Annotated in this window: 18 protein-coding genes; 4 read left to right on the top strand and 14 right to left on the bottom strand. The window is 68.1% G+C overall.

All coding sequences use genetic code 11. The features are described 5' to 3' along the window. Positions 1-169: 169 nt before the first annotated feature. Positions 170-4,387, top strand: coding sequence for a DNA-directed RNA polymerase subunit beta' (rpoC, locus tag J2W78_RS09185; RefSeq protein ID WP_253369942.1), 4,218 nt, complete (start codon positions 170-172; stop codon positions 4,385-4,387). A 116-nt stretch (positions 4,388-4,503) separates the two neighbouring features. Here rpoC and J2W78_RS09180 read toward each other — a convergent pair whose 3' ends face one another. Then, positions 4,504-5,610, bottom strand: coding sequence for a polyamine ABC transporter substrate-binding protein (locus J2W78_RS09180; protein WP_437178562.1), 1,107 nt, complete (start codon positions 5,608-5,610; stop codon positions 4,504-4,506). After that, the gene (locus J2W78_RS09175; protein WP_253369938.1) at positions 5,604-5,963 is read right to left on the bottom strand and encodes a RidA family protein; all 360 of its coding nucleotides are present in this window, start codon (positions 5,961-5,963) and stop codon (positions 5,604-5,606) included. The genes J2W78_RS09180 and J2W78_RS09175 overlap by 7 nt, the downstream gene beginning before the upstream one ends. A 250-nt stretch (positions 5,964-6,213) precedes the next feature. Here J2W78_RS09175 and J2W78_RS09170 point away from each other — a divergent pair, with 250 nt between their 5' ends. Beyond that, positions 6,214-6,480, top strand: coding sequence for a GlsB/YeaQ/YmgE family stress response membrane protein (locus tag J2W78_RS09170; RefSeq protein WP_253369937.1), 267 nt, complete (start codon positions 6,214-6,216; stop codon positions 6,478-6,480). Positions 6,481-6,618: 138 nt separating this feature from the next. Here the strand turns inward: J2W78_RS09170 and J2W78_RS09165 are convergent, their stop codons facing one another. From J2W78_RS09165 to J2W78_RS09140, 6 genes are all read right to left on the bottom strand, one after another. After that, positions 6,619-6,843 (bottom strand): YgaP-like transmembrane domain, encoded by a 225-nt coding sequence (locus J2W78_RS09165; protein ID WP_301288765.1) that lies wholly within the window; start codon positions 6,841-6,843, stop codon positions 6,619-6,621. A 90-nt stretch (positions 6,844-6,933) separates the two neighbouring features. Further along, entirely contained in the window at positions 6,934-7,575 is a 642-nt protein-coding gene (locus tag J2W78_RS09160; protein WP_253369935.1) for a glutathione S-transferase family protein, read from the bottom strand. A 95-nt stretch (positions 7,576-7,670) separates the two neighbouring features. Next, positions 7,671-9,938 (bottom strand): TonB-dependent receptor, encoded by a 2,268-nt coding sequence (locus tag J2W78_RS09155; protein ID WP_253369933.1) that lies wholly within the window; start codon positions 9,936-9,938, stop codon positions 7,671-7,673. A 269-nt stretch (positions 9,939-10,207) separates the two neighbouring features. Beyond that, positions 10,208-12,454, bottom strand: a complete 2,247-nt coding sequence (pnp, locus tag J2W78_RS09150; RefSeq protein WP_253369931.1) for a polyribonucleotide nucleotidyltransferase — start codon at positions 12,452-12,454, stop codon at positions 10,208-10,210. A gap of 269 nt (positions 12,455-12,723) precedes the next feature. Continuing rightward, positions 12,724-12,993, bottom strand: a complete 270-nt coding sequence (gene rpsO / locus J2W78_RS09145) for a 30S ribosomal protein S15 (protein WP_003597553.1) — start codon at positions 12,991-12,993, stop codon at positions 12,724-12,726. A gap of 288 nt (positions 12,994-13,281) precedes the next feature. After that, a complete protein-coding gene (locus J2W78_RS09140; RefSeq protein WP_253369929.1) occupies positions 13,282-13,614 on the bottom strand; it encodes a hypothetical protein in 333 nt (110 codons plus the stop codon). 132 nt (positions 13,615-13,746) lie between these two features. Here J2W78_RS09140 and J2W78_RS09135 point away from each other — a divergent pair, with 132 nt between their 5' ends. Further along, positions 13,747-15,213, top strand: coding sequence for an amino acid permease (locus tag J2W78_RS09135; protein WP_253369927.1), 1,467 nt, complete (start codon positions 13,747-13,749; stop codon positions 15,211-15,213). 62 nt (positions 15,214-15,275) lie between these two features. Here J2W78_RS09135 and J2W78_RS24720 read toward each other — a convergent pair whose 3' ends face one another. The 6 genes from J2W78_RS24720 to J2W78_RS09110 form a co-directional block, all read right to left on the bottom strand. Further along, entirely contained in the window at positions 15,276-15,404 is a 129-nt protein-coding gene (locus tag J2W78_RS24720; RefSeq protein ID WP_301288554.1) for a hypothetical protein, read from the bottom strand. Between the two features lie 54 nt (positions 15,405-15,458). Further along, entirely contained in the window at positions 15,459-16,268 is an 810-nt protein-coding gene (gene xth / locus J2W78_RS09130) for an exodeoxyribonuclease III (RefSeq protein WP_253369925.1), read from the bottom strand. Between the two features lie 69 nt (positions 16,269-16,337). Continuing rightward, entirely contained in the window at positions 16,338-16,784 is a 447-nt protein-coding gene (locus J2W78_RS09125; protein WP_253369923.1) for a BLUF domain-containing protein, read from the bottom strand. A gap of 17 nt (positions 16,785-16,801) precedes the next feature. Continuing rightward, the gene (locus tag J2W78_RS09120) at positions 16,802-18,505 is read right to left on the bottom strand and encodes a putative bifunctional diguanylate cyclase/phosphodiesterase (RefSeq protein ID WP_253369921.1); all 1,704 of its coding nucleotides are present in this window, start codon (positions 18,503-18,505) and stop codon (positions 16,802-16,804) included. A gap of 323 nt (positions 18,506-18,828) precedes the next feature. Next, positions 18,829-19,782, bottom strand: a complete 954-nt coding sequence (locus tag J2W78_RS09115; protein WP_253369919.1) for a LolA family protein — start codon at positions 19,780-19,782, stop codon at positions 18,829-18,831. A 158-nt stretch (positions 19,783-19,940) separates the two neighbouring features. Beyond that, a complete protein-coding gene (locus J2W78_RS09110) occupies positions 19,941-23,231 on the bottom strand; it encodes a DNA translocase FtsK (protein ID WP_253369917.1) in 3,291 nt (1,096 codons plus the stop codon). A 448-nt stretch (positions 23,232-23,679) separates the two neighbouring features. Here J2W78_RS09110 and J2W78_RS09105 point away from each other — a divergent pair, with 448 nt between their 5' ends. Continuing rightward, positions 23,680-25,752 carry an NAD(+) synthase gene (locus J2W78_RS09105; RefSeq protein ID WP_253369915.1) on the top strand — a complete coding sequence of 691 codons (2,073 nt, stop codon included), beginning with the start codon at positions 23,680-23,682 and terminating at the stop codon, positions 25,750-25,752. Positions 25,753-25,756: the final 4 nt, after the last annotated feature.

Below are 25,756 nucleotides of genomic sequence, written 5' to 3'. Positions count from 1 at the left end.
TCACCTCCCGCGGCGGTGCCTTTCCCGAGGCATCGCCGCGGTCGAGCAGGAAGGGGCAGGGCCTTCCGACGCATGACGACGGCCAGCGGCGCTCCGGACGAGCGCGGCGCCATGAGGATCAAGCCGTGACTGCCCAGGCGCGGGGCAGCCGGCGAGCAAGGAGCGGATCATGAACCAAGAGGTCATGAACCTTTTCAATCAGCAGGCCCAGCCGCAGAGCTTCGACCAGATCAAGATCTCGATCTCGTCGCCCGAGAAAATTCTGTCTTGGTCCTACGGCGAGATCAAGAAGCCCGAGACGATCAACTATCGTACCTTCAAGCCCGAGCGTGACGGCCTGTTCTGCGCGCGCATCTTCGGGCCGATCAAGGATTACGAGTGCTTGTGCGGCAAGTACAAGCGCATGAAGTACAAGGGCGTCATCTGCGAGAAGTGCGGCGTCGAGGTCACCCTCGCGCGCGTCCGCCGCGACCGCATGGGCCATATCGAGCTGGCCGCTCCCGTCGCCCACATCTGGTTCCTGAAGTCGCTTCCGAGCCGCATCGGCCTGCTGCTCGACATGGCGCTCAAGGACCTTGAGCGGATCCTGTACTTCGAGTCCTACGTCGTCATCGAGCCGGGCCTCACCCCCCTCAAGGAGCGTCAGCTCCTCTCGGAGGAAGAGTACCTGCGCGCGCAGGAGGAGTACGGCGAGGATTCGTTCACGGCGATGATCGGCGCCGAGGCGATCCGGCGTATCCTGATGGAGCTCGACCTCGAAGGCATCGCGACGTCGCTCAAGGAGGAGATCGCGACGACGACCTCCGAGCTGAAGCCCAAGAAGCTGATGAAGCGCCTCAAGATCATCGAGGCGTTCCAGCTGTCCGGCAACAAGCCCGAGTGGATGATCCTGACGGTCGTGCCCGTCATCCCGCCGGACCTGCGCCCGCTGGTCCCGCTGGACGGCGGCCGCTTCGCCACGTCCGACCTCAACGACCTCTATCGCCGCGTCATCAACCGCAACAACCGCCTCAAGCGGCTGATCGAGCTGCGCGCGCCGGACATCATCATCCGCAACGAGAAGCGCATGCTTCAGGAAGCGGTCGATGCGCTGTTCGACAACGGCCGCCGCGGCCGCGTCATCACGGGTGCCAACAAGCGTCCGCTGAAGTCGCTCGCCGACATGCTGAAGGGCAAGCAGGGCCGCTTCCGCCAGAACCTGCTCGGCAAGCGCGTCGATTACTCGGGCCGTTCGGTCATCGTGGTCGGCCCCGAGCTGAAGCTGCACCAGTGCGGCCTGCCGAAGAAGATGGCGCTGGAACTGTTCAAGCCCTTCATCTACGCGCGATTGGACGCGAAGGGCTTTTCCGCGACCGTCAAACAAGCAAAAAAACTCGTCGAGAAGGAGAAGCCCGAGGTCTGGGATATCCTTGATGAGGTCATCCGCGAGCATCCCGTCATGCTCAACCGCGCGCCGACGCTGCACCGCCTCGGCATCCAGGCGTTCGAGCCGAAGCTGATCGAGGGTAAGGCGATCCAGCTTCACCCGCTGGTCTGCGCCGCGTTCAACGCCGACTTCGACGGCGACCAGATGGCCGTGCACGTCCCCCTGAGCCTCGAGGCTCAGTTGGAAGCGCGCGTCCTGATGATGTCGACCAACAACATCCTGCACCCGGCCAACGGTCAGCCGATCATCGTGCCGAGCCAGGACATCGTCCTCGGCCTCTACTACCTCTCAATCGTCGCCGACGGCTCGGTCGGCGAGCACAAGCCCGACGACAAGAACAACCCGATGCAGGGCGTGTTCGGCGATATCGGTCAGCTCGAGCACGCGCTCGCGGCCAAGTCCGTGTCGCTGCACTCGAAGATCAAGTGGCGCTGGCGCGGCCTCGGCCCCGATGGCGAGCCCGTGTCCCGCATCTACGACACCACGCCGGGCCGCGTGATCCTGTCCGGCGTGCTGCCGATGCACCCGAAGGTGCCTTTCGACGTCGTCAACAAGCTGATGACGAAGAAGGAGATCTCGGCGATGATCGACACCGTCTACCGCCACTGCGGTCAGAAGGAGTCGGTGATCTTCTGCGACCGCATCATGGCGCTCGGCTTCAGCCACGCGTTCAAGGCCGGCATCTCGTTCGGCAAGGACGACATGGTCGTGCCGGAGAACAAGTGGTCGATCGTCGACGACACCCGCACGCTCGTGAAGGATTACGAGCAGCAGTACAACGACGGCCTGATCACCCAGGGCGAGAAGTACAACAAGGTCGTCGATGCTTGGGCCAAGTGCTCGGACAAGCTCGCCGCCGAGATGATGGGCCGGATCTCCGCCGTCCAGAAGGACGAGAACGGGGCCGACAAACAGGTCAACTCGATCTACATGATGAGCCACTCGGGCGCCCGTGGTTCGCCCGCGCAGATGAAGCAGCTCGCGGCGATGCGCGGCCTCATGGCCAAGCCGTCGGGCGAGATCATCGAGACGCCGATCATCTCGAACTTCAAGGAAGGCCTCGACGTTCTCGAGTACTTCAACTCCACCCACGGCGCCCGTAAGGGTCTCGCGGACACGGCGTTGAAGACCGCGAACTCGGGCTACCTGACGCGTCGTCTCGTCGACGTGGCGCAGGACGCGGTCATCCGCGAGGTCGATTGCGGCACCACCAACGGCATCAAGATGCGCGCCATCATCGATGCCGGCCAAGTCGTCGCCCCGCTCTCCATCCGTATCCTGGGCCGCGCCACGGCCGAGGATCTGGTGGCGCAGGACGGCACCGTCATCGTCAAGACGAACGAGACGATCGAGGAGCGTCACCTGCCGGCGATCAACGCCGCCGGCATCCAGGAGGTGAAGATCCGCTCGGTGCTGGTCTGCCAGACCAAGAGCGGCGTCTGCGCCACCTGCTACGGGCGCGATCTGGCCCGCGGCACGCCCGTCAACATGGGCGAGGCCGTCGGCGTCATCGCGGCGCAGTCGATCGGCGAGCCGGGCACCCAGCTCACCATGCGTACCTTCCACATCGGCGGCGCGGCGCAGATCGCGGATTCGTCCTTCGTCGAGTCGAGCTTCGAGGGCACGATCCGCATCCGCAACCGGTCGCTGGCCAAGAACTCCGACGGCGACCTCATCGCCACCGGCCGTTCGGTCGCGGTGGTGATCGTCGGGCCGGACGGCGCCGAGCGGGCGGTGCACCGCCTGCAATACGGTGCCCGTGTGCGCGTCGACGAAGGCGACACGATCAAGCGCGGCCAGCGGATCGCCGAGTGGGATCCCTACACCCGTCCGATCGTCGCCGAGGTGGACGGCATCGTCGGCTACGAGGATCTCTATGATGGCCAGTCCATCACCGAGACCACCGACGAGTCGACCGGCATCGCCAAGCGCGTCGTCATCGATTGGCGCGGATCGTCCCGCACCTCCGACCTGAAGCCGGCCATGCTCGTGCTGGATCATGACGGCAAGCCGGTGAAGCTGGCCCGTGGTTCGGACGCCCGCTACTACCTGCCGGTCGATGCCATCATCGGTCTCGATCCGGGTGCGAAGGTGCGCGCCGGCGACGTGCTCGCCCGTGTCTCCACGGACTCGGCCAAGACCCGCGACATCACCGGCGGTCTGCCGCGGGTGGCGGAGCTGTTCGAGGCGCGTCGTCCGAAGGATGCGGCGATCATCGCCGAGAAGTCCGGCTCGATCGCCTTCGGCCGCGACTACAAGAACAAGCGTCGCCTGACGCTGACGCCGCACGACGGCTCCGATGCCGTCGAGTACCTGATCCCGAAGGGCAAGCACATCCACTTGCAGGACGGGGACGTGGTCGAACTCGGCGACTACATCGTCGACGGCAACCCGGCGCCGCACGACATTCTGGCGATCAAGGGCGTGGAGGAGCTTGCTGCCTACCTCGTCAACGAGATCCAGGAGGTCTACCGGCTCCAGGGCGTGTCGATCAACGACAAGCACATCGAGGTCATCGTCCGGCAGATGCTGCAGAAGGTGGAAATCACCGATGGCGGCGACTCCGACATCCTCACGGGCGATCAGATCGACCGCACCGAACTGGCCGATTTCAACGAGAAGCTCCTCGCCGAGGGCAAGAAGCCGATCCAGGGCGTGCCCGTCCTGCTCGGCATCACCAAGGCGTCGCTGCAGACGAAGTCGTTCATCTCGGCGGCCTCGTTCCAGGAGACCACCCGCGTCCTCACGGAGGCGGCCGTCAACGGCAAGGTCGATACCCTGGACGGCCTGAAGGAGAACGTCATCGTCGGCTCGCTCATCCCGGCCGGCACCGGCTCGCTCGCGGCGGATATCCGCTCCATCGCGCGCCGCCGCGACAACCTGATCCTTCAGCAGCGCTCCGCCGAGAACGCGGCCAACGCCGCCGAACTCAGCGAGCTGCCCCCGGCCGCGGCCGAGTAAGGCCCTCTCGAAACCGCCCCGTCCGGCTTCACGGACGGGGCGGATGAATCATGAAAAAGCCCCGGCTCTCGCGAGCCGGGGCTTTTTTGCGTCTTGGGAGGCGTTCGGTAAGAAACTCAGCGGCCGGTGCGCACCCGCGTCCAACTCCGTGTGACGAAGCGCTGGGTCGAGTCGTTCCAGGCGGTGTTGACCGAGAGCCGCTGCATCGTCGTCTCGTCCGGGTAGATGCCCGGATTGTTGAGAAGCTCCGGCTTCACGAGCTTGCGCGCGGCGAGGTTGCCGTTGGCGAAGGAGACGAAGTTGGTGTTGGCCGCCGCCACTTCGGGGCGCATCATGTAGTCGATGAAGGCGTGCGCCTCTGCCGGGTGGGCGGCATCCTTCGGGATCGCGAAGGCGTCGAACCACATCAGCGCGCCTTCCTTCGGGATGAAGTAGGCGATCTCGATGCCGTTCTTCGATTCCTCGGCGCGCTTCTTGGCCTGCATCACGTCACCGGAATAGCCGACCGCGAGGCAGACGTCGCCGTTGGCAAGCCCGTTGACGTACTCCGAGGAGTGGAACTTCCGCACCGCGCCGCGGACCTTGTAGAGCGCGTCGGTCACGGTGGTGATGTCGTCCCAGCGCTTCGAATCCGACTTGAAGCCGTAGAAGGGCAGGATCGAGGGAATCAGGTCCTCGGGGGAATCGAGGAGCATGACGCCGCAATCCTTCAGCTTCGCCATCGAGCCGGGATTGAGCACGAGGCTCCAGCTGTTGAGCGGGGCGTTGGTGCCGAGCCGCTCGCGCACGGCCGATACGTTCACGCCGATGCCGGTGGTGCCCCACATGTAATCGACGGCGAACGCGTTGCCCGGATCATAGGCCTGAAGCCGGGTGCTGATCTCGGGCCAAGCGTGTTTGAGGTTCGGGATCTTCGCCTTGTCGAGCGGCAGGAACACGCCCGCCTTGATCAGGCGCTGAAGGAAGGGGCCGGAGGGGACGACGATGTCGTAGCCGGACTTGCCGGCCAGGAGCTTCGTTTCCAAGATCTCGTTGTTGTCGTAGGTGTCGTAGACGACCTTGATCCCCGTCTCCTTGGTGAAGTCGTCGAGCACCTTCGGGTCGATGTAGTCCGACCAGTTATAGATGTTGACGACCCGCTCCTCGGCCCGCACCCCGCCGGTCGCGCAGAGGAGGAGGGGGAGGGCGGCGAGCCCTCCCAGCAGGAGCCGCCGGATCACGATTTGCCCCGGACGGCGGTGACGACGATCTCGACGAGGTATTCCGGCCCGGCGAGCCGCGCCTCGACGGTGGCGCGGGCGGGCGGATTTCCCTTGTCGACCCAGGCGTCCCAGGCGGCGTTCATCTCGGCAAAGCCCCCCATATCGGCGAGATAGACGGTCGCCGTGAGGATGCGGGCCTTGTCGCTGCCCGCCGCCATCAGCAGCCGGTCGATCTGTTCGAGGATCTGCTGCGTCTGCGCGGTGACGCCGGTGCCGACCACGTCGGCGGCGACCTGACCCGCCAGGAATACGAGGTCGCCATGGGCGACCGCCTGGGACATGCGCGGGCCGGTCTCGTAGCGTTCGATGGTCATCGTAGGGTCGCCGGTCTCGATTCGTGAAGGAAACGACCCCTTCTGCCGCTCGGAGCGGCTCCCCGTAAAGGGGTTCGAGCGGCACCCCGGAATGCCGGAGGAATGGCCGATCGCGCAGGCCCGGATTTTTTGGGCGGTCCTGCATTTCCCAAGGCAACCGGCGTCGTCGCTCGCGCGTTTGTCATGCGAATACGGCCAAGTCTTCCGGCCGGAACTTCAGATCGACGACGACTTTCGGGGTTGGGACCACATGGAAATTCTCTGGACCATCATTATCGGCTTCGTGGCCGGCGTCATCGCCAAGTTCATCATGCCCGGTGACAAGGAGCCGTCCGGCTTCATCCTGACGACGATCCTCGGCATCGTCGGCGCCTTCGTCGCGACCTTCATTGGTCAGGCGGTCGGTTGGTACGGCCCCAACGAGGGCGCGCGGTTCATCGGCTCGATCGTCGGCGCCTGCGTCGTCCTGGGGATCTACGGCTTCATCGCCGGCCGGACCAGCAGCCGCTCGCTCTGACGAGCCGACACGCACACCACGACCGGAAAAGGGGCGCCCTGCGAGGGGCGCCCCTTTTCTCTTTGGGCTCGCTGTCCGGACTTGGCACCCCGGCGATCGTTCGGGATCACCGAGGGGCAGGTTCCTTTTCGAGAACGATCAGGCGGTGAGGTCGCGGCCGCCGCCCGCCACTGCCTTGACGGCGCAATGACCGGTGGCGCCGCGCACGGCGAGGCCGACGCCCACCACCAGCGCGGCGAGGCTCAGGAACTTGTTCGGCCGGGGCTGGGCCGCCGCGGCGGCGATACCGAGCCCCAGCGCGACGGAGACGGCGCGCTCGGTCATGCTCAGGTTCGGCTCGCCGGAGAAAATGTCCTCGATCATCTCGTTCACGGAAATGGCTCCTTGTCGCCGCCCCTTGCGGCTTCGCGGGGCGAACGCGGGGCGGGCGGGGCCGTTCCGCCCGGCCAGGACTCACGGCGCTTTCTGCGCATCGGCGAGAAGCCCGTCGTCGATGTCGCGCGCGCGGACTGCCGCCTCGCGCGCGAGGTGGCGCCCGGCATAGGCCTCGAAGGCGGGGCGCTTCGGGATCGTGCCGAACTGCATGCCCCAGCCGAGATGCGAGGCGACGTAGAGGTCGGCGGCGCTGAACCGGTCGCCCGCGACAAACTCCACCCCGGAGACGGCGCCTTCGAGCGTGTCGAGGGCCGTCTCCAGGCTGCCGTAGCCGACCATGCCCTGCATGCGCGGGTCGTCGGGGACGCTCACCTTGAGCACCCCGTTCGTCACCGCTGCCTCGAGTGGCCCGGCGCAGAAGAACAGCCAGCGGTAATAGGAGCCGCGGTCGCGGTGGCTCGGCTCGGGGGCGAGCCCGGCCTGCGGGAAGGCGTCGGCGAGATAGGCGAGGATCGCAGGGCACTCGGTCACCACCGTTTCGCCATGACGGAGGGCGGGGACCTTTCCCATCGGATTGATCGCCCGGTAGGTCGGCGCCTTCATCGAGGTGCCGTAGCCGAGGATCTCGGTGCGGTAGGGGGCGCCGACCTCTTCCAGCATCCAGCGGACGATCCGGCCGCGGGACATCGGGTTCGTGTAGAAGACGAGATCGTCGGACATGGCTTGGCTCCGGGGCGAGGTGCCCGCGCGGCGGGCCTCGCCCCGGTGTTAGGGGAGGGCGCGCGGGCGAGGAAGCCTCGGGCGCCCTCCGCTGCTCAGAACCGCGCGATGAGCTGGAAGCGCACGGTCCGGGGCGCGCCGGGCAGGATGTTGTTGTTGTTGTGCGCGGAGATGACGTAGCGCCGGTCGAACAGGTTCTCGATGTTGACCTGAGCGCGCATGCTCTCGCTGAACTCGTAGAACACGCCGGCATCGAAGCGCGAGAAGCTCGGCAGGCGCACCGAGTTGTCCGACGATGCGAAGCTGGCGTCCTGATAGAGGTAGCCCACGCCAACGGAGAATCGGTCGCCGATATCGAATTTGTTCCACAGGCTGAAGGTGTTGAGCGGAACGCCGCCGACGAGGTTGCCGGCCCGGATCACGTCGCCGTCGTCATCGAGGTCGGCGACGATGCGCGGCTCGGTATAGGCGTAGCCGCCGGAGATCTGCCACCAATCGGTCGCGTAGCCGGCGATGCCGATCTCGGCGCCCCGCGTGTTCGTCTTGCCCGGGCCGGCTGAGAAGCCCGCTTCGGTGGATGAGGGGATCGGCTGGTTGTCACGATCGAGGTTGAACAGCGCGGCGGTGAGGATCAAGGCCGGCGTGATCTCGTATTTCATGCCGATTTCCGCGTTCTCGAACCGCTCGGGTGCGGACAAAGCGGTCGTCGGGTCCAGCACGCGGAACTGATCGCCCGCGCTCGGCAGGAAGGACACCGAATAGCTGCTGTAGAAGGCGAGGTTCGGCAGCGGCTTCACCACGACGCCGACCCGTGGCGAGACGAGATTGTCGATGCGGCTGTCCGGTTGGGCAGGCAGCCCGGTCGCGGCGTCGGGACGCCGGTCGCGCGATTGAAAATCGAAGCGGTCGAAGCGTGCTCCGACGATGAACTGCAGATGCTCGTCGATCTCGATCTGGTCCTGGGCGAAGGCGGAGAACACGCCCAGCCGATAGGTGTTGTTTCGGCCCGAGGCGAGATTCCGGAGGGTTGCACCCTCGGTGGTGGTCGGCGCGAAGGGATTGACGACGAGGTTGCGGGTGCCGGTCGAGTTCCAGATGAAGTCGCGCCGGAAGTCGATCCCCTCCTGAAAGCCGAGTTCCAGGCCGGCCACCACGGTGTGGGCGAGGGGGCCGGTGTTGAACTTGTAGGTGAAGTCGGTCTGGTTGAAGTAATTCGTGCGGTCGGTCTGGCTGCCGTAGCCGCGCATCACGAACGAGGTCTCGTCGGCACTGACCGGACTGTTGGGGTAGGCGTTCTGATGGTACTTCGCGTAGTCGGCGATCCGCGTCTGGCTGCGCATCACGACGCCGCTCTCGAAGACGTGGTCGAGCTGTGCGTTGCCGATATGAGCATCGACGAAACCGTTCGAGATGAAGGGCGCGCCGAACAGCGTGCTGGTGTTCTCGCGATAGCGCCAGGGGCGCCCGAACTGCGAGGGGATGCCGCGGTCGGCGATGCGGTTGTCGGAAAAGTACTCGTAGGAAAGGCGCAGCGTCGTCTGCGGCCCGAGCAGGAAGGTCATCGTCGGGTTCACGCCGTAGCGGCGCACGTCGATGAAGTCGCGGTAGGTGCCGGTGTCCTCGAACACGCCGTTGAGGCGGAAGAAGGCGGTGTCGGAGACGCGGTCGCCGACATCGAGCGCCATGCGCTTGTTCCAGAACTGGCCGCCCTGCACCAGCACCTCGCGGATCGGCACGCCGTCGGCTTCCTTGAGCACGCGGTTGACCACGCCGCCGCCGCCGCCGCGGCCGAAGATCATCGCGTTGGGGCCCTTCAGCACCTCGATGCGCTGGGTGTTGTAGAGGTCGCGGAAGTAGCGGGCGTCGTCGCGGATGCCGTTCACGAAGAAGTCGGCCGTCGTGCGCTGGCCGCGGATCAGGATCTCGTCGCGGTGGCCCTCGCCCTGGGCGATGGCGACGCCGGGGACGTAGCGCAGCGCCTCACCGATGCTCTGCACGTTCTGGTCGCGGATCTGCGCTTCCGTCACCACCGAGATCGCCTGCGGCGTGTCGATCAAGGGCGTGTCGGTCTTGGTCGAGGAGCGTAGGCGCTTGGCGAGATAGCCGACCTGCGAGCCTGAGCTGTCGACGACGAGGCCGCGCCCGGCCCCGGAACCGGCGACGCTGATCGTATCGAGGGTGACGCCGCCGATCGAGGGGGATGCGGCAAGCGGATGGACCGCCTGAGCGGTCGGCAGGCCGGTGTTGATATCCGTGACTTGCGCCCGCGCCGGATGGATTAAAGCCGCAGCGATGCTTGTACAGGCGACGGAGCCAAGCAGCATCGGCCGCAGCACAGCACGGCCCTTGCGAGCGTTTCTCATAAACTTCCCCCTTATTTTATTAGAATAGACGGGGAAGTCTTGGCCATAATCCGGCTCAGCTTGGCAAAGTTCGAATTATTCCATATTTACTGATTTCATATGGAAAATAAGCAATCGGCACTGTCCTTTTGCGCAAGGCGGCCAAGCTGTGCCGGAGACGTTTTTTTGCGCGGCCGGATCTCGTTCGAGGGGCCCGCGCCATAAGCAAAGAGCGCGGCCCCCGGAGGGACCGCGCTCTTCAAGCGTCCGATATGGCGTGTGGGACGGGGTTACTCGCCCGACGATTCCCGGCGGCGCTCGCCGCGGTCGCGGCGGGGGCCGCGATCGCCACGGTCGCCACGATCACCGCGGTCGCTGCGCTCCTCGCGCTCCGGCTCGCCGCGCTCCGCACGCTCGGCCTTGAGCTTCTCGGTGAGATCCTCGCCGGTCTCCTGATCGACGACCTTCATCGAGAGGCGGATCTTGCCGCGCTCGTCGGCGCCGAGGAACTTCACCTTGACCTTCTGGCCCTCCTTCACGACGTCGCCAACCTTGGCGACGCGCTGGGCGGCGAGCTCAGAGATGTGGACGAGGCCGTCCTTTGCACCGAAGAAGTTCACGAAGGCGCCGAACTCCATGATCTTGACGATCGTGCCGTCGTAGATCGTGCCGGCCTCGGGCTCGGCGACGATGGAGCGGATCCAGTTATAGGCCGCCTTGATCGCCTTGCCGTCGGAGGAGGCGATCTTGACGATGCCGGTGTCCTCGATGTTGATCTTGGCGCCGGTCTTCTCGACGATCTCGCGGATGATCTTGCCGCCGGTGCCGATCACGTCGCGGATCTTGTCGGTGGGGATCTGCATCGTCTCGATGCGCGGCGCGTACTCGCCGAGTTCGGGACGGGCCGCGGTCAGGGCCTTGGACATCTCGCCCAGGATGTGGGCGCGGCCGTCCTTGGCCTGGGCGAGGGCGATCTTCATGATCTCCTCGGTGATGCCGGCGATCTTGATGTCCATCTGGAGGGAGGTGATGCCCTCCTCCGAGCCGGCCACCTTGAAGTCCATGTCGCCGAGGTGATCCTCGTCGCCGAGGATGTCGGAGAGCACCGCGAAGCGCTCACCTTCGAGGATCAGACCCATGGCGATGCCGGCGACCGGACGGCGCAGGGGCACGCCCGCATCCATCAGCGACAGCGAGCCGCCGCAGACGGAGGCCATCGAGGAGGAGCCGTTCGACTCGGTGATCTCGGAGACCACGCGGATCGTGTACGGGAACTCGTGGGCCGGCGGCAGGACGGGCCGGATCGCGCGCCACGCGAGTTTGCCGTGGCCGATCTCGCGGCGGCCCGGGGAGCCCATGCGGCCGGTCTCGCCAACGGAATAGGGAGGGAAGTTGTAGTGGAGCAGGAAGCGCTCCTTGTAGGTCCCCTCCAGCGCGTCGATGAACTGCTCGTCCTCGCCGGTGCCGAGGGTCGCTACGACCAGCGCCTGGGTCTCGCCGCGGGTGAACAGCGACGAGCCGTGGGCGCGGGGCAGCACGCCGACCTCGGAGACGATCGAGCGGACCGTCTTCACGTCACGGCCGTCGATGCGCGAGCCGGTGTCGAGGATGTTCCAGCGGACCACCTTCGACTGGGCCTCCTTGAAGGCGGCCTTGACCTTCTCGGGCGCGAACTTCTGCTCGCCCTCGGCCGGGCAGAGCGCGGCGACCACCTTCGCCTTCACGGCGTCGACGGCGGCGTAGCGCTCCTGCTTGACCGTCTTCTTGTAGGCCTCGCGCAGCTCGGTCTCGGCGACCGAGAGGACGGCGGCCTCGACGTCAGCGTTCTCCGGCGCGGTGAAATCGCGCGGCTCCTTGGCGGCCTTCTCGGCCAGACGGATGATCGCCTCGATCACCGGCTGGAAGTGCTTGTGGCCGAACATCACGGCCCCGAGCATCACGTCCTCGGAGAGCTCCTTGGCCTCGGACTCGACCATCAGCACGGCGTCCTGGGTGCCGGCGACGACGAGGTCGAGGGTCGATTCGGCGACTTCCGTCACCAGCGGGTTCAGCTTGTAGCCGCCGTTGAGGTAGCCGACGCGGGCCGCGCCGATCGGGCCCATGAACGGCACGCCCGACAGGGTGAGGGCGGCGGAGGCCGCGACCATCGCGACGATGTCGGGATCGTTCTCGAGATCGTGGGAGAGGACGGTGACGACGACCTGGGTGTCGTTGCGCCAGCCCTCGACGAAGAGCGGGCGGATCGGGCGGTCGATCAGGCGGGAGACCAGCGTCTCCTTCTCGGAGGGACGGCCTTCGCGCTTGAAGTAGCCGCCGGGGATGCGGCCGGCGGCGTAGGCGCGCTCCTGGTAGTTCACGGTGAGCGGCAGGAAGTCGATGCCGGCCTTGGGCTCCTTGCCCGCGACCACGGTGGCGAGCACGGTGGTCTCGCCGTAGGTGGCGACCACGGAGCCGTCCGCCTGACGGGCGGTCTTGCCGGTCTCGAGGACGAGCTTGCGGTCGCCCCAGATCAGCTCTTCACGTTGTACGTCGAACATATGTCTCTCGCCTTCAAACATGCGGTGGGCTGAGCCCGGCGCCGCCAGAGGCAAGACGGCGAGACGCTTCGTCTTAAGGAAGCGTCTCGCGATCCTGCCCTGGCGCCCTGCGCCTTCAAGCCGCCCGGATCGGACCGGCCGGGCCCCATGCCCGAGCGGTCCTTCTTGGTCTGCCGCGCTCTCTGACGCCGAACAGGCGTCCACTTCGTGCGAAGCGCGGCTTGTGAAAACGCGGCCCCGTGGGGGACCGCGCGAAGGTTCGGCAGGCCTTAGCGGCGGATGCCGAGGCGCTCGATGAGGGTGCGGTAGCGCGCCTCTTCCTTGCGCTTCAGGTAGTCGAGCAGCGAGCGGCGCTGCGAGACCAGCTTCAGGAGGCCGCGGCGGGAGTGGTTGTCCTTGCCGTGGGTCTTGAAGTGGGCGGTCAGGTTGGTGATCCGCTCGGTGAGGATGGCGATCTGGACCTCCGGCGAGCCGGTGTCCTTGTTGCCCTTGGCGTAGTCCTTGATGAGCGCGGTCTTGCGCTCTGCCGTGATCGACATCGCAGGCCTTTCAGATGGAGGTTTGGTCGGAGGCGCCGCCCATGGGAGGGAAGGGCACCTTTGAAAAACTCGCGGTCGGGCCGGTGCCGGGATGTCGTCCAGCACGGTCAGCCGCAAGCGGCACAAGCCCCGCCCGGTAACCGGGTCGAGGCGGCGCGGACCATACACGAAATCGCGGGATGTGCCAGTGGCGTGTGCGGCAAGTGCCCAGATGTATGACGTCAGAGACTCAGGGTTAGCGCCCAGTTGGCCTGAACTTCGCGTCGGGCCGCTGAAGGCAAAAATCGGTCATTTCCGATGGCGCGCAAATAGCTCGCGCTGTGCTTGATTGATCGAGTGATCATCCCAATCCACTTCTCGCTTCGAAGAGGGGATGAGGCGGTGCTCATTGTCATAGAAGAGCGTGCCATGCAGTCCTATGATTTCGCTCTTCAAAATTGGTCGATTCCAAAGTGGCTCTAAGATTTGCGCTGCTTTCTCCTGGCCGAGCCGCTCGATAAGATCTTCCGCTAATTCCATATCTCGCCCGTCGGGAAAAATCTCTACGAATTCCTCGGCAGTGGCTTGGAAAATGCTGAATGTGGCGTTGCTTGCGCGGTCAATAATTTGGATGTTCTTCATCTTCTACTGTCCGATCAATAGGGGTATCCGTTGGGGTGCAAGCACTTAATTCGGTTTCTAGGACGAGGCTCACGCAAAAGGCGTGGATTTCGCGTCACCATATTCGAACCTGCCCAACTGTGCGAAAAATCCATGTCTCGTTCCGCCCTCGGCGCCCGAAAGCCCATCGCCGCCCTCGTCGCCGAGGAGGCCTATCCGCGTGGGCCGACCCTGGCAAAAAATCTCTCCGCCTTCAGCCTCGTCTGCATCGGCGTCGGCGCGACGGTGGGGGCGGGGATCTTCGTGCTCACCGGCACGGCGGCGGCCAACTTCGCCGGGCCGGGGCTGATGCTCTCCTTCGTGCTCGGCGCGGTCGCGAGCGGGCTGGTGGCTCTGTGCTACGCAGAACTCGCCGCGATGATCCCCGTCGCGGGATCCACCTATTCCTACACCTACGTCACGCTCGGCGCCCTGCCGGCCTGGATCATCGGCTGGGATCTGGTACTCGAATTTGCCATGGCGGCGGCGACCATCGCCGTCGGCTGGTCGGGCTACGCGCAGAGCCTGCTCGCTGATGCGGGCCTGCGGCTGCCGACGTGGCTGGCTGCGGGGCCGTGGGAGGGCGGGATCGTGAACGGGCCGGCAGCACTCGTCGTGCTGGCGCTCACCGCCCTGCTGATGCGCGACAACCGGGAGGCGGCCCGGACCAACGCCGTGCTGGTGGCGCTGAAGGTGGCGATCATCCTCGCCTTCCTCGGCCTGGGGGCCCTGCATCTGCGGCCCGAACTGTGGCAGCCGCTGGTGCCGGCGAACGAGGGCCCATTCGGCGCCTTCGGCTGGAGCGGCATCTTTCGCGGGGCCGGGGTCGTGTTCTTCGCCTATGTCGGCTTCGAGACGATCTCGACCGCCGCCGGCGAGACCAGCAACCCGCAGCGGGACGCCCCGGTGGGGCTGATCGGCTCGCTCCTCGTCACCGCGGCGCTCTACGTGGCGGTGGCCGCCGTGCTCACCGGCCTTGTGCCCTATCGCGACCTCGACGTGGCCGACCCGATCGCGCGGGCCATGGCGGTGACGGGGCTGACCGGCTTCTCCGCAGCGATCAAGGCGGGCGCGTTGATCGGGCTCACCACGGCGGCGCTGACCGCGCTCTACGGGCAGGCCCGGATCTGCTACGCCATGGCCCGCGACCGCATGCTGCCGGATGTGTTTTCACGGATCGGGGCGCGGACCCGGACGCCGTTCGTCGCGCAAGGGGTGATCGGCCTCGCCACGGCGGCGGTGGCGGCGCTAGTGCCGATCAACATCCTGGGCGAACTCGTCAGCATCGGCACGTTGTTCGCGTTCATCCTCGTCTGCGCCAGCGTGCTGATCCTGCGCCGCACGGAGCCGGAGCGAGCGCGGCCCTTCCGCGTGCCGGGCGGCGCAACCGTGCCGGTGCTCGGCATCCTCGCCTGCCTCGCCCTGATGGCGAGCCTGCCCGGCGATACGTGGCTTCGCCTGTTGATCTGGCTCGGTCTCGGGCTCGCGATCTGGTTCGGCTACGGACGCCGACGCGTCGCAGCCGGTCCAGGTTTCGAAAGGACGGGTCCTTTCGCGGGTCCAGGGCAGAGCCCGGGTTGAAGGGGTGCCGGGGCTCTGCCCCGGCGCCCCGCCAAAGGGATGATCCCTTTGGAAGCCCCCGCTCAGTACGAGCGGTGAGAGCCTGCGGCGCGACCGCCGCTGAAGCGGCGACGCAGGTAGCCGATGGCCTTGGGCAGCAGGAAGACGACGACGATCTGGCGCAGGATCGAGCGCATGCGGTGGGACTCCATTGTGAAAGCTCAGATTGGAGACCCAATGCCTGGACGGGCGTCCGCGTTCCCGGCTCAGAGCTCCAACGTCAACGTCACCGGGACGTGATCGGACGGCTTCTCCCAGCCGCGGGCCTCGCGGAACACCGCGACCCGGCGCACGGTGCCGGCGAGATCGGGCGAGACCCAGGCGTGGTCGAGGCGCCGGCCCTTGTTGGCGAGTTCCCAGTTCGGCGAGCGGTAGCTCCACCACGTGTAGATCTTTTCCGGCTCCGGGGTGAGGAGCCGCGCCGCGTCGATCCAGCCGGCCTCGCCCCGCAGCGTCTCCAGCGCCTCGGTCTCGACGGGGGTGTGGCTCACCACGTCGAGGAGCTGCTTGTGCGACCAGACGTCGTGCTCCAGCGGCGCGACGTTGAGGTCGCCCACGAGGATCGCCGGCCCGGGGACGCGCCGCCCGCCCCAGGCCCGCAATTCGGACAGGAAGTCGAGCTTGTGCGCGAATTTCGGGTTGAGCTCGCGGTGGGGCGTGTCGCCGCCGGCCGGCACGTAGAAATCGTGCAGCACGATCCCCGCCGCCGGTCCCGCCTCGGGCCCGAGCACCGCCGAGATGTGGCGCGCGTCGGCCCGCTCGCAGAAGCTCATGGTGTCGCGCGTCAGCAGCGGAAACCGCGAGATGATCGCGACGCCGTTATAGCCCTTCTGCCCGGCGAAAACGATGTTCTCGTAGCCCGATCCCTTGAACGCCTTGAGCGGGAACAGCTCGTCGGGGCACTTGGTCTCCTGCAGGCACAGCACGTCCGGCTGCGCCTCGCGGAGGAAGCGCAGCACGGACTCGATGCGCAGCCGCACCGAGTTGATGTTCCAGGTCGTGACGGTGAGGCGCACGGGGACTGCCTGAGGAGGTGTGGCGTGAAGAGCCGCTCCGATAGCGGAACCGGCGCGGCTCGCAAACCGTCAGGCTTCGGCCGCCTCCTCCTCCAGGGCGAGACCGTGCAGGACGGCGCAGAGCCGGTCGCCCGTCATCCGCGAGAGGTCAAAGCCGCTCGCGCCCGCCATGTCGCCGTAGCGGGCCGCGTCGGCCGGCGAGGCGCCGACATAGGCCATCGACCAATCGGTGAAGAGGCGCGTCTCCACCGCCTCGAAGGCGAGCAGCGAGACCTCGCCGTGGCGCTCGTCCTGCTGGATGCGCTCGAAGGTGGTCTCGACCGCGTCTTCCGGGCCCTCCAGCACCTGTGCGAAGCAGCCGGCGTTGAACATCAGCGCCCCGGTGACGTCGATGCGGGCGTTGTTGGTGCGGCTCGCGGCGAGGATGCTGCGGATCGTCTCGTCCATCGCGGCAGGAGCGCCGGCGACCCGGTTGCGGCTGTAGTAGACGAGGCGGCGCAGGTCTTTTGGGATCATTCGGGGGGGCTCTTGGATCAGGCGGGCAAGGTGGCGGGCAAGGCGGCGGAAGGGGCCGACAGTAGGGCGGCGGCCTGGGCGGCCGGCATCGGGCGCCCGGTCAGGTAGCCCTGGACCTCGGTGCAGCCCTCGGCGCGGATGGCGTCGAGCTGGGCCGCCGTCTCGACCCCTTCGGCGGTGGTGCGCATGCCGAGGCTGGCGCCGAGCCGGGCGATGGCCCGCACGATCGCCCCGCACTCGGCATTGCCCTCCATGCCGCGCACGAAGGACTGGTCGATCTTGATCTTGTCGAAGGGGAATTTCTGCAGGTAGCTCAGGGACGAGTAGCCGGTGCCGAAATCGTCCATCGAGATCTTCACGCCGAGAGCGCGCAGGCCGTTCAGCACGTCGAGCACGCTGTCGGTGTTTTCGAGGAGCGCGCCTTCGGTGATCTCCAGTTCCAGCCGGGCCGGGTCGAGGCCGGTCTGGGCCAGCACGTTCACCACCGTCGCGACCAGCCGGCCGCCGCGGAACTGCACGGGCGAGAGGTTCACGGCGATCGAGGCGGGTTGCGGCCAGCGCGCCGCCTCGCGGCAGGCGGTGCGCAACACCCACTCGCCGATGCCGACGATGATGCCGATCTCCTCGGCCAACGGGATGAACAGGGCCGGCGAGACCGATCCACGCTCGGGGTGGTTCCAGCGCAGCAGCGCCTCGAACCCCGTCACTTCCCCGCTCTCCAGCTGGATCTGCGGCTGGAAGGCGAGGTCGAACTGCTTGAGGGCCATCGCCCGGCGCAGGTCGATCTCCAGGCCGCGGCGCGCCTGCATCTGCGCGTTCATCGCCGGCTCGAAGAAGCGGTAGGTGCCCCGGCCCTCGGCCTTGGCCCGGTAGAGCGCGAGGTCGGCGTGTTTCAGCAGATCGTCGGCGTTCTGGCCGTCGGCGGGGGCGATGGCGACGCCGACGCTGACGCCGACATTGAGCATGTGGCCATCGACGACGTAGGTGCGCCCGACGAGATCGACGAGGCGGCGTGCCAGCGCCTCGGCCGCGTGGGGCTGCTCGACGCCGGTATGGGGACCGACGTGGGGACCAACTTGGGGATCGACTTGGAGGATGGCGAACTCGTCGCCGCCGAGCCGCGCGACCACATCGCCGCTGCGGGTGGCCCGGCGCAGACGCTCGGCGACCTTGCGCAGGAGCGCATCGCCGACCGGATGCCCGAGGGTGTCGTTGACCGTCTTGAACCGGTCGAGGTCGAGCATCAGCACCGCGAGCGACGCACCCGTCCGAGCCGCCTCGGCCAGCGCCGCGTCGAGGCGGTCGTGCAGGCCGACGCGGTTGCACAGGCCGGTGAGCGGCTCCTGCCGCGCCAGGGCCGCGCCGCGGAGTTGTTCGGTCACGTCCTCGAAGGTGAGAGCGAAGCCGCCGGCCGAGAGCGGCGCCAGCGCCGCCTCGATGCGGCGGTCGCCGCCGAGGGTGAGGCGCGCCCGGACGGGACGGGCGGCGCGCACGGCCGCCAGAATGGGCTCAGCCTCCGGCTCCGCGGCGCCGAAGGGTGCCAGCAGGGCGGGGAGGGGAAGGCCGACCGGTTCGGCGCAGGCGAGCAAGGCCGCCGCGCGGGCATTGGCGAAGACGACGCTGCCGCCCGCATCGAGCAGGAGCAGGGGAACGGCCATCTCGGCAAGCGCCGCCTCGAACGGCAGGGCGATCGACAGCGACGGAGCGGCGAGGGCGGACATGCGGCCGGACAGCGTCCCATGGATGCCGCCCCATGTGGCCGGCCCGCCTATAGAGCTGCCTTCCTCTCAACGGATGCTTAAAGCCGGGATGCGCCTGAGCGTATCCCGGTCGTTACTCTAAGAGTTTCAGCGGTCACAGCACGGGGTGAGACAACACATTTCAGTGATGCGGCGGGGGAAGCAATCCATGTTGTTGCTTACCCTCATCGCGCTCGACTCATAGCGAATCCGGTTGATCCCTTCGGGATGGCGGATTTAGGCCTCGCTCAGGCGCCGCGCGGGCTTGCTGATCCGGTCCCCGCTTGGATCAAGCGGGGACCGGATCAGGGGTTTCGTCCCTCGATCTGCTGCTGCATCGCCTTGTCCTCGGACCGTCCGTAATTGATGAAGAACAGCGACCCATCGACCGCCTTGCCCTTCTGCAGGTTCGAGAGCTGCACGGTGGTGAGGTAGCCCTGCGGGTCGGTGATCCGCCACTGCGACAGGGTCTTCATCTCGGCGTCGAAGAAGAGCTGGATCTTCGAGGTGCCGCCCAGCGTCGAGCGGTCTTCCAGCGCGATGCGCACCCCGCCCGGATCGTTGGTGACGTCGCTCACCGTCAGGTCGCGGGCGAGGTCGATCTTGTCCCGCAGCAGGAATTTCAGCGGCGTCTGCGAGATGAAGTAGAGATCCTGGGTGCCGAGCTTGCGGTCGCGCACCGCCACCGAGGTGCCGTCGGCCACCACTTCGAGCGGGGAGGGCTGGTCGTACTCGAAGCGCAGGCGCCCCGGCTTGGCCAGGGTGAGCTTGCCGCCGATGCGCCGCCCGTCGGCGCCGATCTGGATGAAGCCGCCGGTCAGGGTCTGGAAGCCGTTGAAATAGCTGTTGGCCGCCGCGACCACGGTGGCCGGGTCGGCGTCCTGCAGCGAGGCGCCGAGGGTCGGCGCGCCCACCGCCGCGACCCGCGTGCCGGGGCTCGCGGCCGGCGTCGCCGCAGCGGGCGCGCCGGGCTTGGCCGCGGCCTTGAGGCTGCCGGTCTTCTCGGCGGGTTTGTCCGCCGCCTTCTCGGCCGCCTTGTCCGTTCCTTTGCCTGGCTTAGCCGCCGCCTTCTTGGCCGGGGCTGGCGCCGGGGCGGCCTCCGGCTCGGGGGCCCGGGCCGGAGGAGCCGCCGGCTCCTCCTTGCGGCCGAACAGGCCGTCGAGGAAGGAGGAGACTTGAGCCTCCACGGGCTGCGGCTGGAGCGCCAGCGCGGCGACGAGCAGCGGACCGGCAGCGAGGGAGAGGCGTCGGCCAGTCATCGTGTGGGCATCTCCGAAAGCTTGGCGGGCGCGGGGCACTTGCCGTCCCGGTGCGGACGCGCGGCGGTGGCGCGTCCGGATGTCGTGTTCGCGGGTAGACCCGGCCCCTGTGGCGAATATGCGACGGGGGCTGGATTTACGCGGTCGTGAAAAGACGCTCAGTCGTCGTCGTAGCCGCCGGCCGGGGCGCCGGAGAGACCCTCGACCAGGATCTCGCGCTTGCCCGCATGGTTGGCCGGGCCGACGATCCCCTCGATCTCCATCCGCTCCATGATCGAGGCGGCGCGGTTATAGCCGATCTGCAGGCGGCGCTGGATGTAGGAGGTCGACGCCTTCTTGTCGCGCAGCACCACGGCGATGGCCTGCTCGTAGAGTTCGCCGCCCTCGGCGCCCGCGGTGGCCGCGAAGGCGCCGATGTCGAAGACCGGCGCGTCGGCTTCCTCAGCTTCCGCGAAGTCGTCCTTCTCGGCCTTGGCCGCGGCCCGCCCGCCCTTGGCCGGCTTCTCCGGCTGCTCGGAGGAGCCGTCGTCCGCGGTGACGGCCTCGAGGTAGGAGGGCCGGCCCTGGCGCTTGAGATGGGCGACGACCGTCTCGACCTCGGAGTCCGAACAGAACGGCCCGTGCACGCGGGTCGTGCGCCCGCCCCCGGCCATGAACAGCATGTCGCCCTGGCCCAGCAACTGCTCCGCGCCCATCTCGCCCAGGATCGTGCGGCTGTCGATCTTGCTCGTCACCTGGAAGGAGATCCGGGTCGGGAAGTTCGCCTTGATCGTGCCGGTGATGACATCGACCGAGGGGCGCTGCGTCGCCATGATGAGGTGGATGCCCGCCGCGCGCGCCATCTGCGCCAGCCGCTGGATCGCGCCCTCGATGTCCTTGCCCGCCACCATCATCAGGTCGGCCATCTCGTCGACCACGATCACGATGTAGGGCAGGGCCGAGAGGTCCATCTCCTGCTCTTCGAACACCGCCTCGCCGTTGGTGCGGTCGAAGCCGGTCTGGATCGTGCGGGTGATGGTCTCGCCCCGCTCGCGCGCCTCCTTCATCCGGGCATTGTACCCGTCGATGTTGCGCACGCTGATCTTCGACATCTTCTTGTAGCGCTCCTCCATCTCGCGCACGGCCCATTTGAGGGCGATGACCGCCTTCTTCGGGTCGATGACGACGGGGGAGAGCAGGTGCGGGATGCCGTCATAGACCGACAGTTCCAGCATCTTGGGATCGACCATGATGAGGCGGCACTCCTCCGGCTTGAGCCGGTAGAGCAGCGACAGGATCATGGTGTTGATGGCCACCGACTTGCCCGAGCCGGTGGTGCCGGCCACCAGCAGGTGCGGCATGCGGGCGAGGTCGGCGATGATCGGCTCGCCGCCGATGTTTTTGCCCAGGCACAGGGCGAGCTTGTGCTTGGTCTCGACGAAATCGACCGAGGCCAGCAATTCGCGCAGGTACACGGTCTCGCGCACCGGGTTCGGCAGCTCGATGCCGATCACGTTGCGGCCGGGGACGACGGCAACGCGGGCCGAGACGGCGGACATCGAGCGGGCGATGTCGTCCGACAGGCCGATGACGCGGCTCGACTTGGTGCCGGGCGCCGGCTCCAGCTCGTACAACGTCACCACGGGTCCGGGGCGCACGGCCAAAATGTCGCCGCGCACGCCGAAATCCTGCACGGTCTGCTGGAGGTTGAGCGCGTTCTGCTCCAACTCGTCCGCATCGACCTCCTCGCCGTCGTTCAGCGGCGGCTCGGCGAGCAGTTCCAGATCGGGCAGTTCGTAGTCGGCATTGCCGACGAACGACGCCTCCAGGTGGCGCCCGGCGGGGATCAGCATCGGACGCTCGGGCAGGATCGCCCGCGGACGGTTCTCGGGTTCGGGCTCGATGGCGGCCACCGGCTCGGCGGCGTCCGCCTCGAACGCGTCGGCGGTCTCACAGATGACGTCCTGGGCGGTCTCCCGAAGCGCCTCGGCGATCACCTCCTGCACCGTCTCGATGACCGGCTCCTCGGTCGGCTCGACCTCGGCGCCGGGCCGCGTGCGCAGCAGGACCGGGCGGGCCGGGATCGTCAGCGGCGCTGCCACCAGGGCGGCAGGGGAGGGGGCCTGCGGTGCGGGCTGGAACGGGGCGGGAGCCGGATAGGCCGTGAAAGGCTGCACGGCGACGGGTGCCGGCACCACGGCAGCGACCGGGGCCGGGGCAGGCGCCACGGCTTGCGGGGCGGCGTCGAATGCGGGCTGCGGCGCGGCCTCGGCGAAAGCCGAACGGGCCGGGCGGATCGCGGCGCGGGCGGCCATGGCGTTCAGCACCGCGCGGCGCGCGGCGGGGGCGACCGGCTCGACGACCTCGACCACCGACTCGGACGGGCCGAACCAGCCGTGCAGGGCCGACCAGTCCGGCACGTCGGACCAGTCGGACGGCTCGGCCGGGACCGGCGGGATGAAGGGCGCGTACAATCCGGCAAAGAGGGCCGCGGCCTCGGACGCTTCCGCCGGGGCGGGGAGCGGCGCGGCCGGCAGGGGCTCGGCGGCGACAGCCTCGAAGCGCATCGCGTCGAACCGGATCTCCTCGATCGCCAGCGCGGGCTGCGGGGCGAACGCGCCCTGCGAGACGACTTCGACCTGCGGCCCGTCTTCAGCCTGCGGCCCACCTTCAGCCTGCGGCACTTGGACGACGGGCTTCTGCCGGCGGTCGGGGGTGCGGAAGAAGCTCACGCCGGGCGGCGGCACGAATGGGCGGCGCCAGCTCGGCACCTCGGAGGCGGCCTGCTCGGCGCGCAGCCGGGCGGCCTCGTCGTTCTCGGCGACGCGTTGCGCCGCGCGCTCGGCGGCTTCGCGCTCCGCTGCCTCGCGGGCCCGCTGCGCCTCCAGCGCCGCGGCCTCGGCGGCGGCCTGGGCATCGAGCAGGGCCTGGGCCCGGAGCTGCGCCTCGCGCTCGGCCTCCAGAGCCTGGCGGCGGCGCTCCATCAGAACGGTGTCGGGGGTGCGGGTGAAGCGCACCGCCTCGGGCAGCGCAGCCTGCGGCACGCTGTAGGACCCATCCTGCGAAGCGGGCAGGGCGTGGGCCGCCGGGATCACGCCGGCCTCGGGCGCGATCGCCGCCGGTCGGCGCGGCGTGCGCACCAGAACGCCGGGACCGGAGGCGCGGGGATCGATGCGGCTCTCGAACGGCATCTCCGGCTGAGCGCCATAGGGCAGGGCAGGCGCGGGCATCTCGAACAGCCCCTCCTCCGGTTCGGGCGACCACGGCTGCGAACCCCAATCCTCCTGCGCGGCCGGCGCGCGGCCGAGCATCGTCCCCGGCGGCACCAGCCAACTCGGCACGTTGCCCGCGTCGAACCCGTCCGTGCCCGGCTGCGGCAGCGCCGGATGCGGCAACGCGTGGGGAAGCGCCCGCGGCGGGGCCGGGGGCGCGCCCGCGATGCGCCGGGCGAGGTTGGAGCGCAGGCTCATCAGCCGATGGGCGATGCCGCCGATCGACCGGTCCAGGCGGTCGCCGCCGCGGCTCGGCCGCGATGGATCACGATGGGAATGGGGAGGCCGTCCCGATGCGCGCATGATCTGTGAGATGACTCGAAACAAGGTCCGGCTCCTGCGGAGCGGTTCGAGCCCCAAGGTAGGCGGATCGTCGTTAACGAACGCTTGCCTCGACCTTGCTTCGACCTTTCCCAACCTCGTCCCGCACCCGCCCTCCCCTCTTCCGAGGCGCCTCGGACCGACCGGTGCAAGCGTGGCATGAACCGGATATCATCGAGCCCGGTTGGCTCTTCACGGCGATGTTTCGAGGCCCGGTGACGGATGGCGGCCCAATCTCGGTCGCGCCTGGAACCAATCTCGAAAAGGACGGCGCGAGAGGCGTTTGGCAGGAGTTCCTGCCGTATCAGGTGAGCAGTGAGACCCGGTGACGACTCCGAGCCAAGATACCTTGAGTCCGAAAAGCTTCCGCTCCCTCTACCGGCACGGCTTTGCCCGCGTCGCCGCCTGCACCGGCCGCAGCCATCCGGGCGACCCGGCGGCCAATACCGCCGACATCCTGGGCCTCGCGCGGCAGGCACACGGGGCTGGGGCGGCGCTCGCGGTCTTCCCCGAACTCTGCGTGTCCTCCTACGCCATCGAGGATCTGCTGCTGCAGGCCACCCTGCTCGACGCGGTCGAGGCGGGCGTGGCGCGGCTGGTCGAGGAGAGCGCCGGGCTCACGCCGCTGCTCGTCGTCGGCGCGCCCCTGCGCTGGCGCAACCGGCTCTATAACTGCGCCGTGGCGATCCGGGGCGGGTGGCTGCTCGGCGTCGTGCCGAAGAGCTACCTGCCGAACTACCGGGAGTTCTACGAGAAGCGCCACTTCGCCTCCGGCGCCGGCATCCTGGGCGAGACGATCCGCCTCGGCGGGCTGGAGGCGCCGTTCGGCACCGACCTGATCTTTTCCGCCGACGACCTGCCGGGCTTCCGCCTCGCCATCGAGATCTGCGAAGACCTCTGGGTGCCGCAGGCGCCGGGCATGGATGCGGCGCTGGCCGGCGCCACCGTGATCGCCAACCCCTCGGGCAGCCCGATCACCGTGGGCCGGGCCGATTCCCGCGCGCTCCTCACCCGCGCCGCCTCGATGCGGGGCCTGTGCGCCTACGTCTACGCCGCGGCTGGCACCGGCGAGTCCACCACCGACCTGTCCTGGGACGGGCAGACCAGCATCGACGAGAACGGCGTGCGGCTGGCCGAAGGGCAGCGCTTCCCGCAAGCGCCGGTCGTGACGTTGGCCGATATCGACCTCGACCTGATCGCCGCGGAGCGGCTCCAGGCCGGGAGCCTCGACGACAACGCCCGCCACCAGAGCCCGCGCCCCTGGCGCACGATCCCCTTCCGGCTCGACCCGCCGCAGGGCGATCTCGGGCTGGAGCGCCGGGTCGAGCGTTTCCCCTTCGTGCCGGCCGACCCTGCCCGCCTCGCGCAGGATTGCTACGAGGCCTACAACATCCAGGTCGCCGGCCTCGCCCAGCGGCTCGCGGCGACGGGCACCAGGCGCGCGGTGATCGGGGTTTCCGGCGGCCTCGACTCGACCCACGCGCTGATCGTCGTCGCCAAAGCCTTCGATAAACTCGACCTCCCGCGGAAAAATATCCTGGCCTACACCCTGCCGGGCTTTGCCACCTCCGACGAGACCAAGACCAACGCCCACGCCTTGATGCGGGCGCTCGGCACCACCTCGGAGGAGATCGACATCCGCCCGGCCGCCCGGCAGATGCTGACCGATATGGGCCATCCGTTCGGGCGCGGGGAGGCGGTCTACGACGTCACCTTCGAGAACGTGCAGGCGGGCCTGCGCACCGATTACCTGTTCCGGCTGGCCAACCAGCACGGCGGCATCGTCATCGGCACCGGCGATCTCTCCGAGCTGGCGCTCGGCTGGAGCACCTACGGCGTCGGCGACCAGATGAGCCATTACGGCGTCAACGCGGGCGTGCCCAAGACCCTGATCCAGCACTTGATCCGCTGGGTGATCGCGTCCGGGCAGTTCGGCGAGGCGGAGAACCGCACGCTTCGGGCGGTGCTCGACACCGAGATTTCGCCCGAACTGGTGCCGGCCTCGGAAGGCGAGGGGCCACAGAGCACGGAGGCCAAGATCGGCCCCTACGCCCTGCAGGATTTCAATCTGTGGTTCACCCTGCGCCACGGCTTCCGCCCGTCGAAGATCGCCTTCCTCGCGCTCCACGCCTGGGGCGACGCGGCGGCCGGCGACTGGCCGCCGGATTTCCCGGAGGCCAAGCGCGTCGCCTACGACCTGCCGGAGATCCGGCGCTGGCTCGGCGTCTTCCTCGACCGCTTCTTCCGCTTCAGCCAGTTCAAGCGCTCGGCGCTGCCCAACGGCCCGAAGGTCTCGGCCGGCGGCTCTCTCTCACCCCGCGGCGACTGGCGCGCCCCGTCGGATGCCAGCGCCCGGGCGTGGCTCGACGAGCTGGAGCGGAACGTGCCGAAGGCGTGAGGGT

This window comes from Methylorubrum extorquens, from assembly GCF_024169925.1.
In the GTDB taxonomy this organism is placed as follows: domain Bacteria; phylum Pseudomonadota; class Alphaproteobacteria; order Rhizobiales; family Beijerinckiaceae; genus Methylobacterium; species Methylobacterium extorquens_A.
Note: the sequence above shows the minus strand (reverse complement) of the source record. Positions and strands in the feature narration are given on the sequence as shown.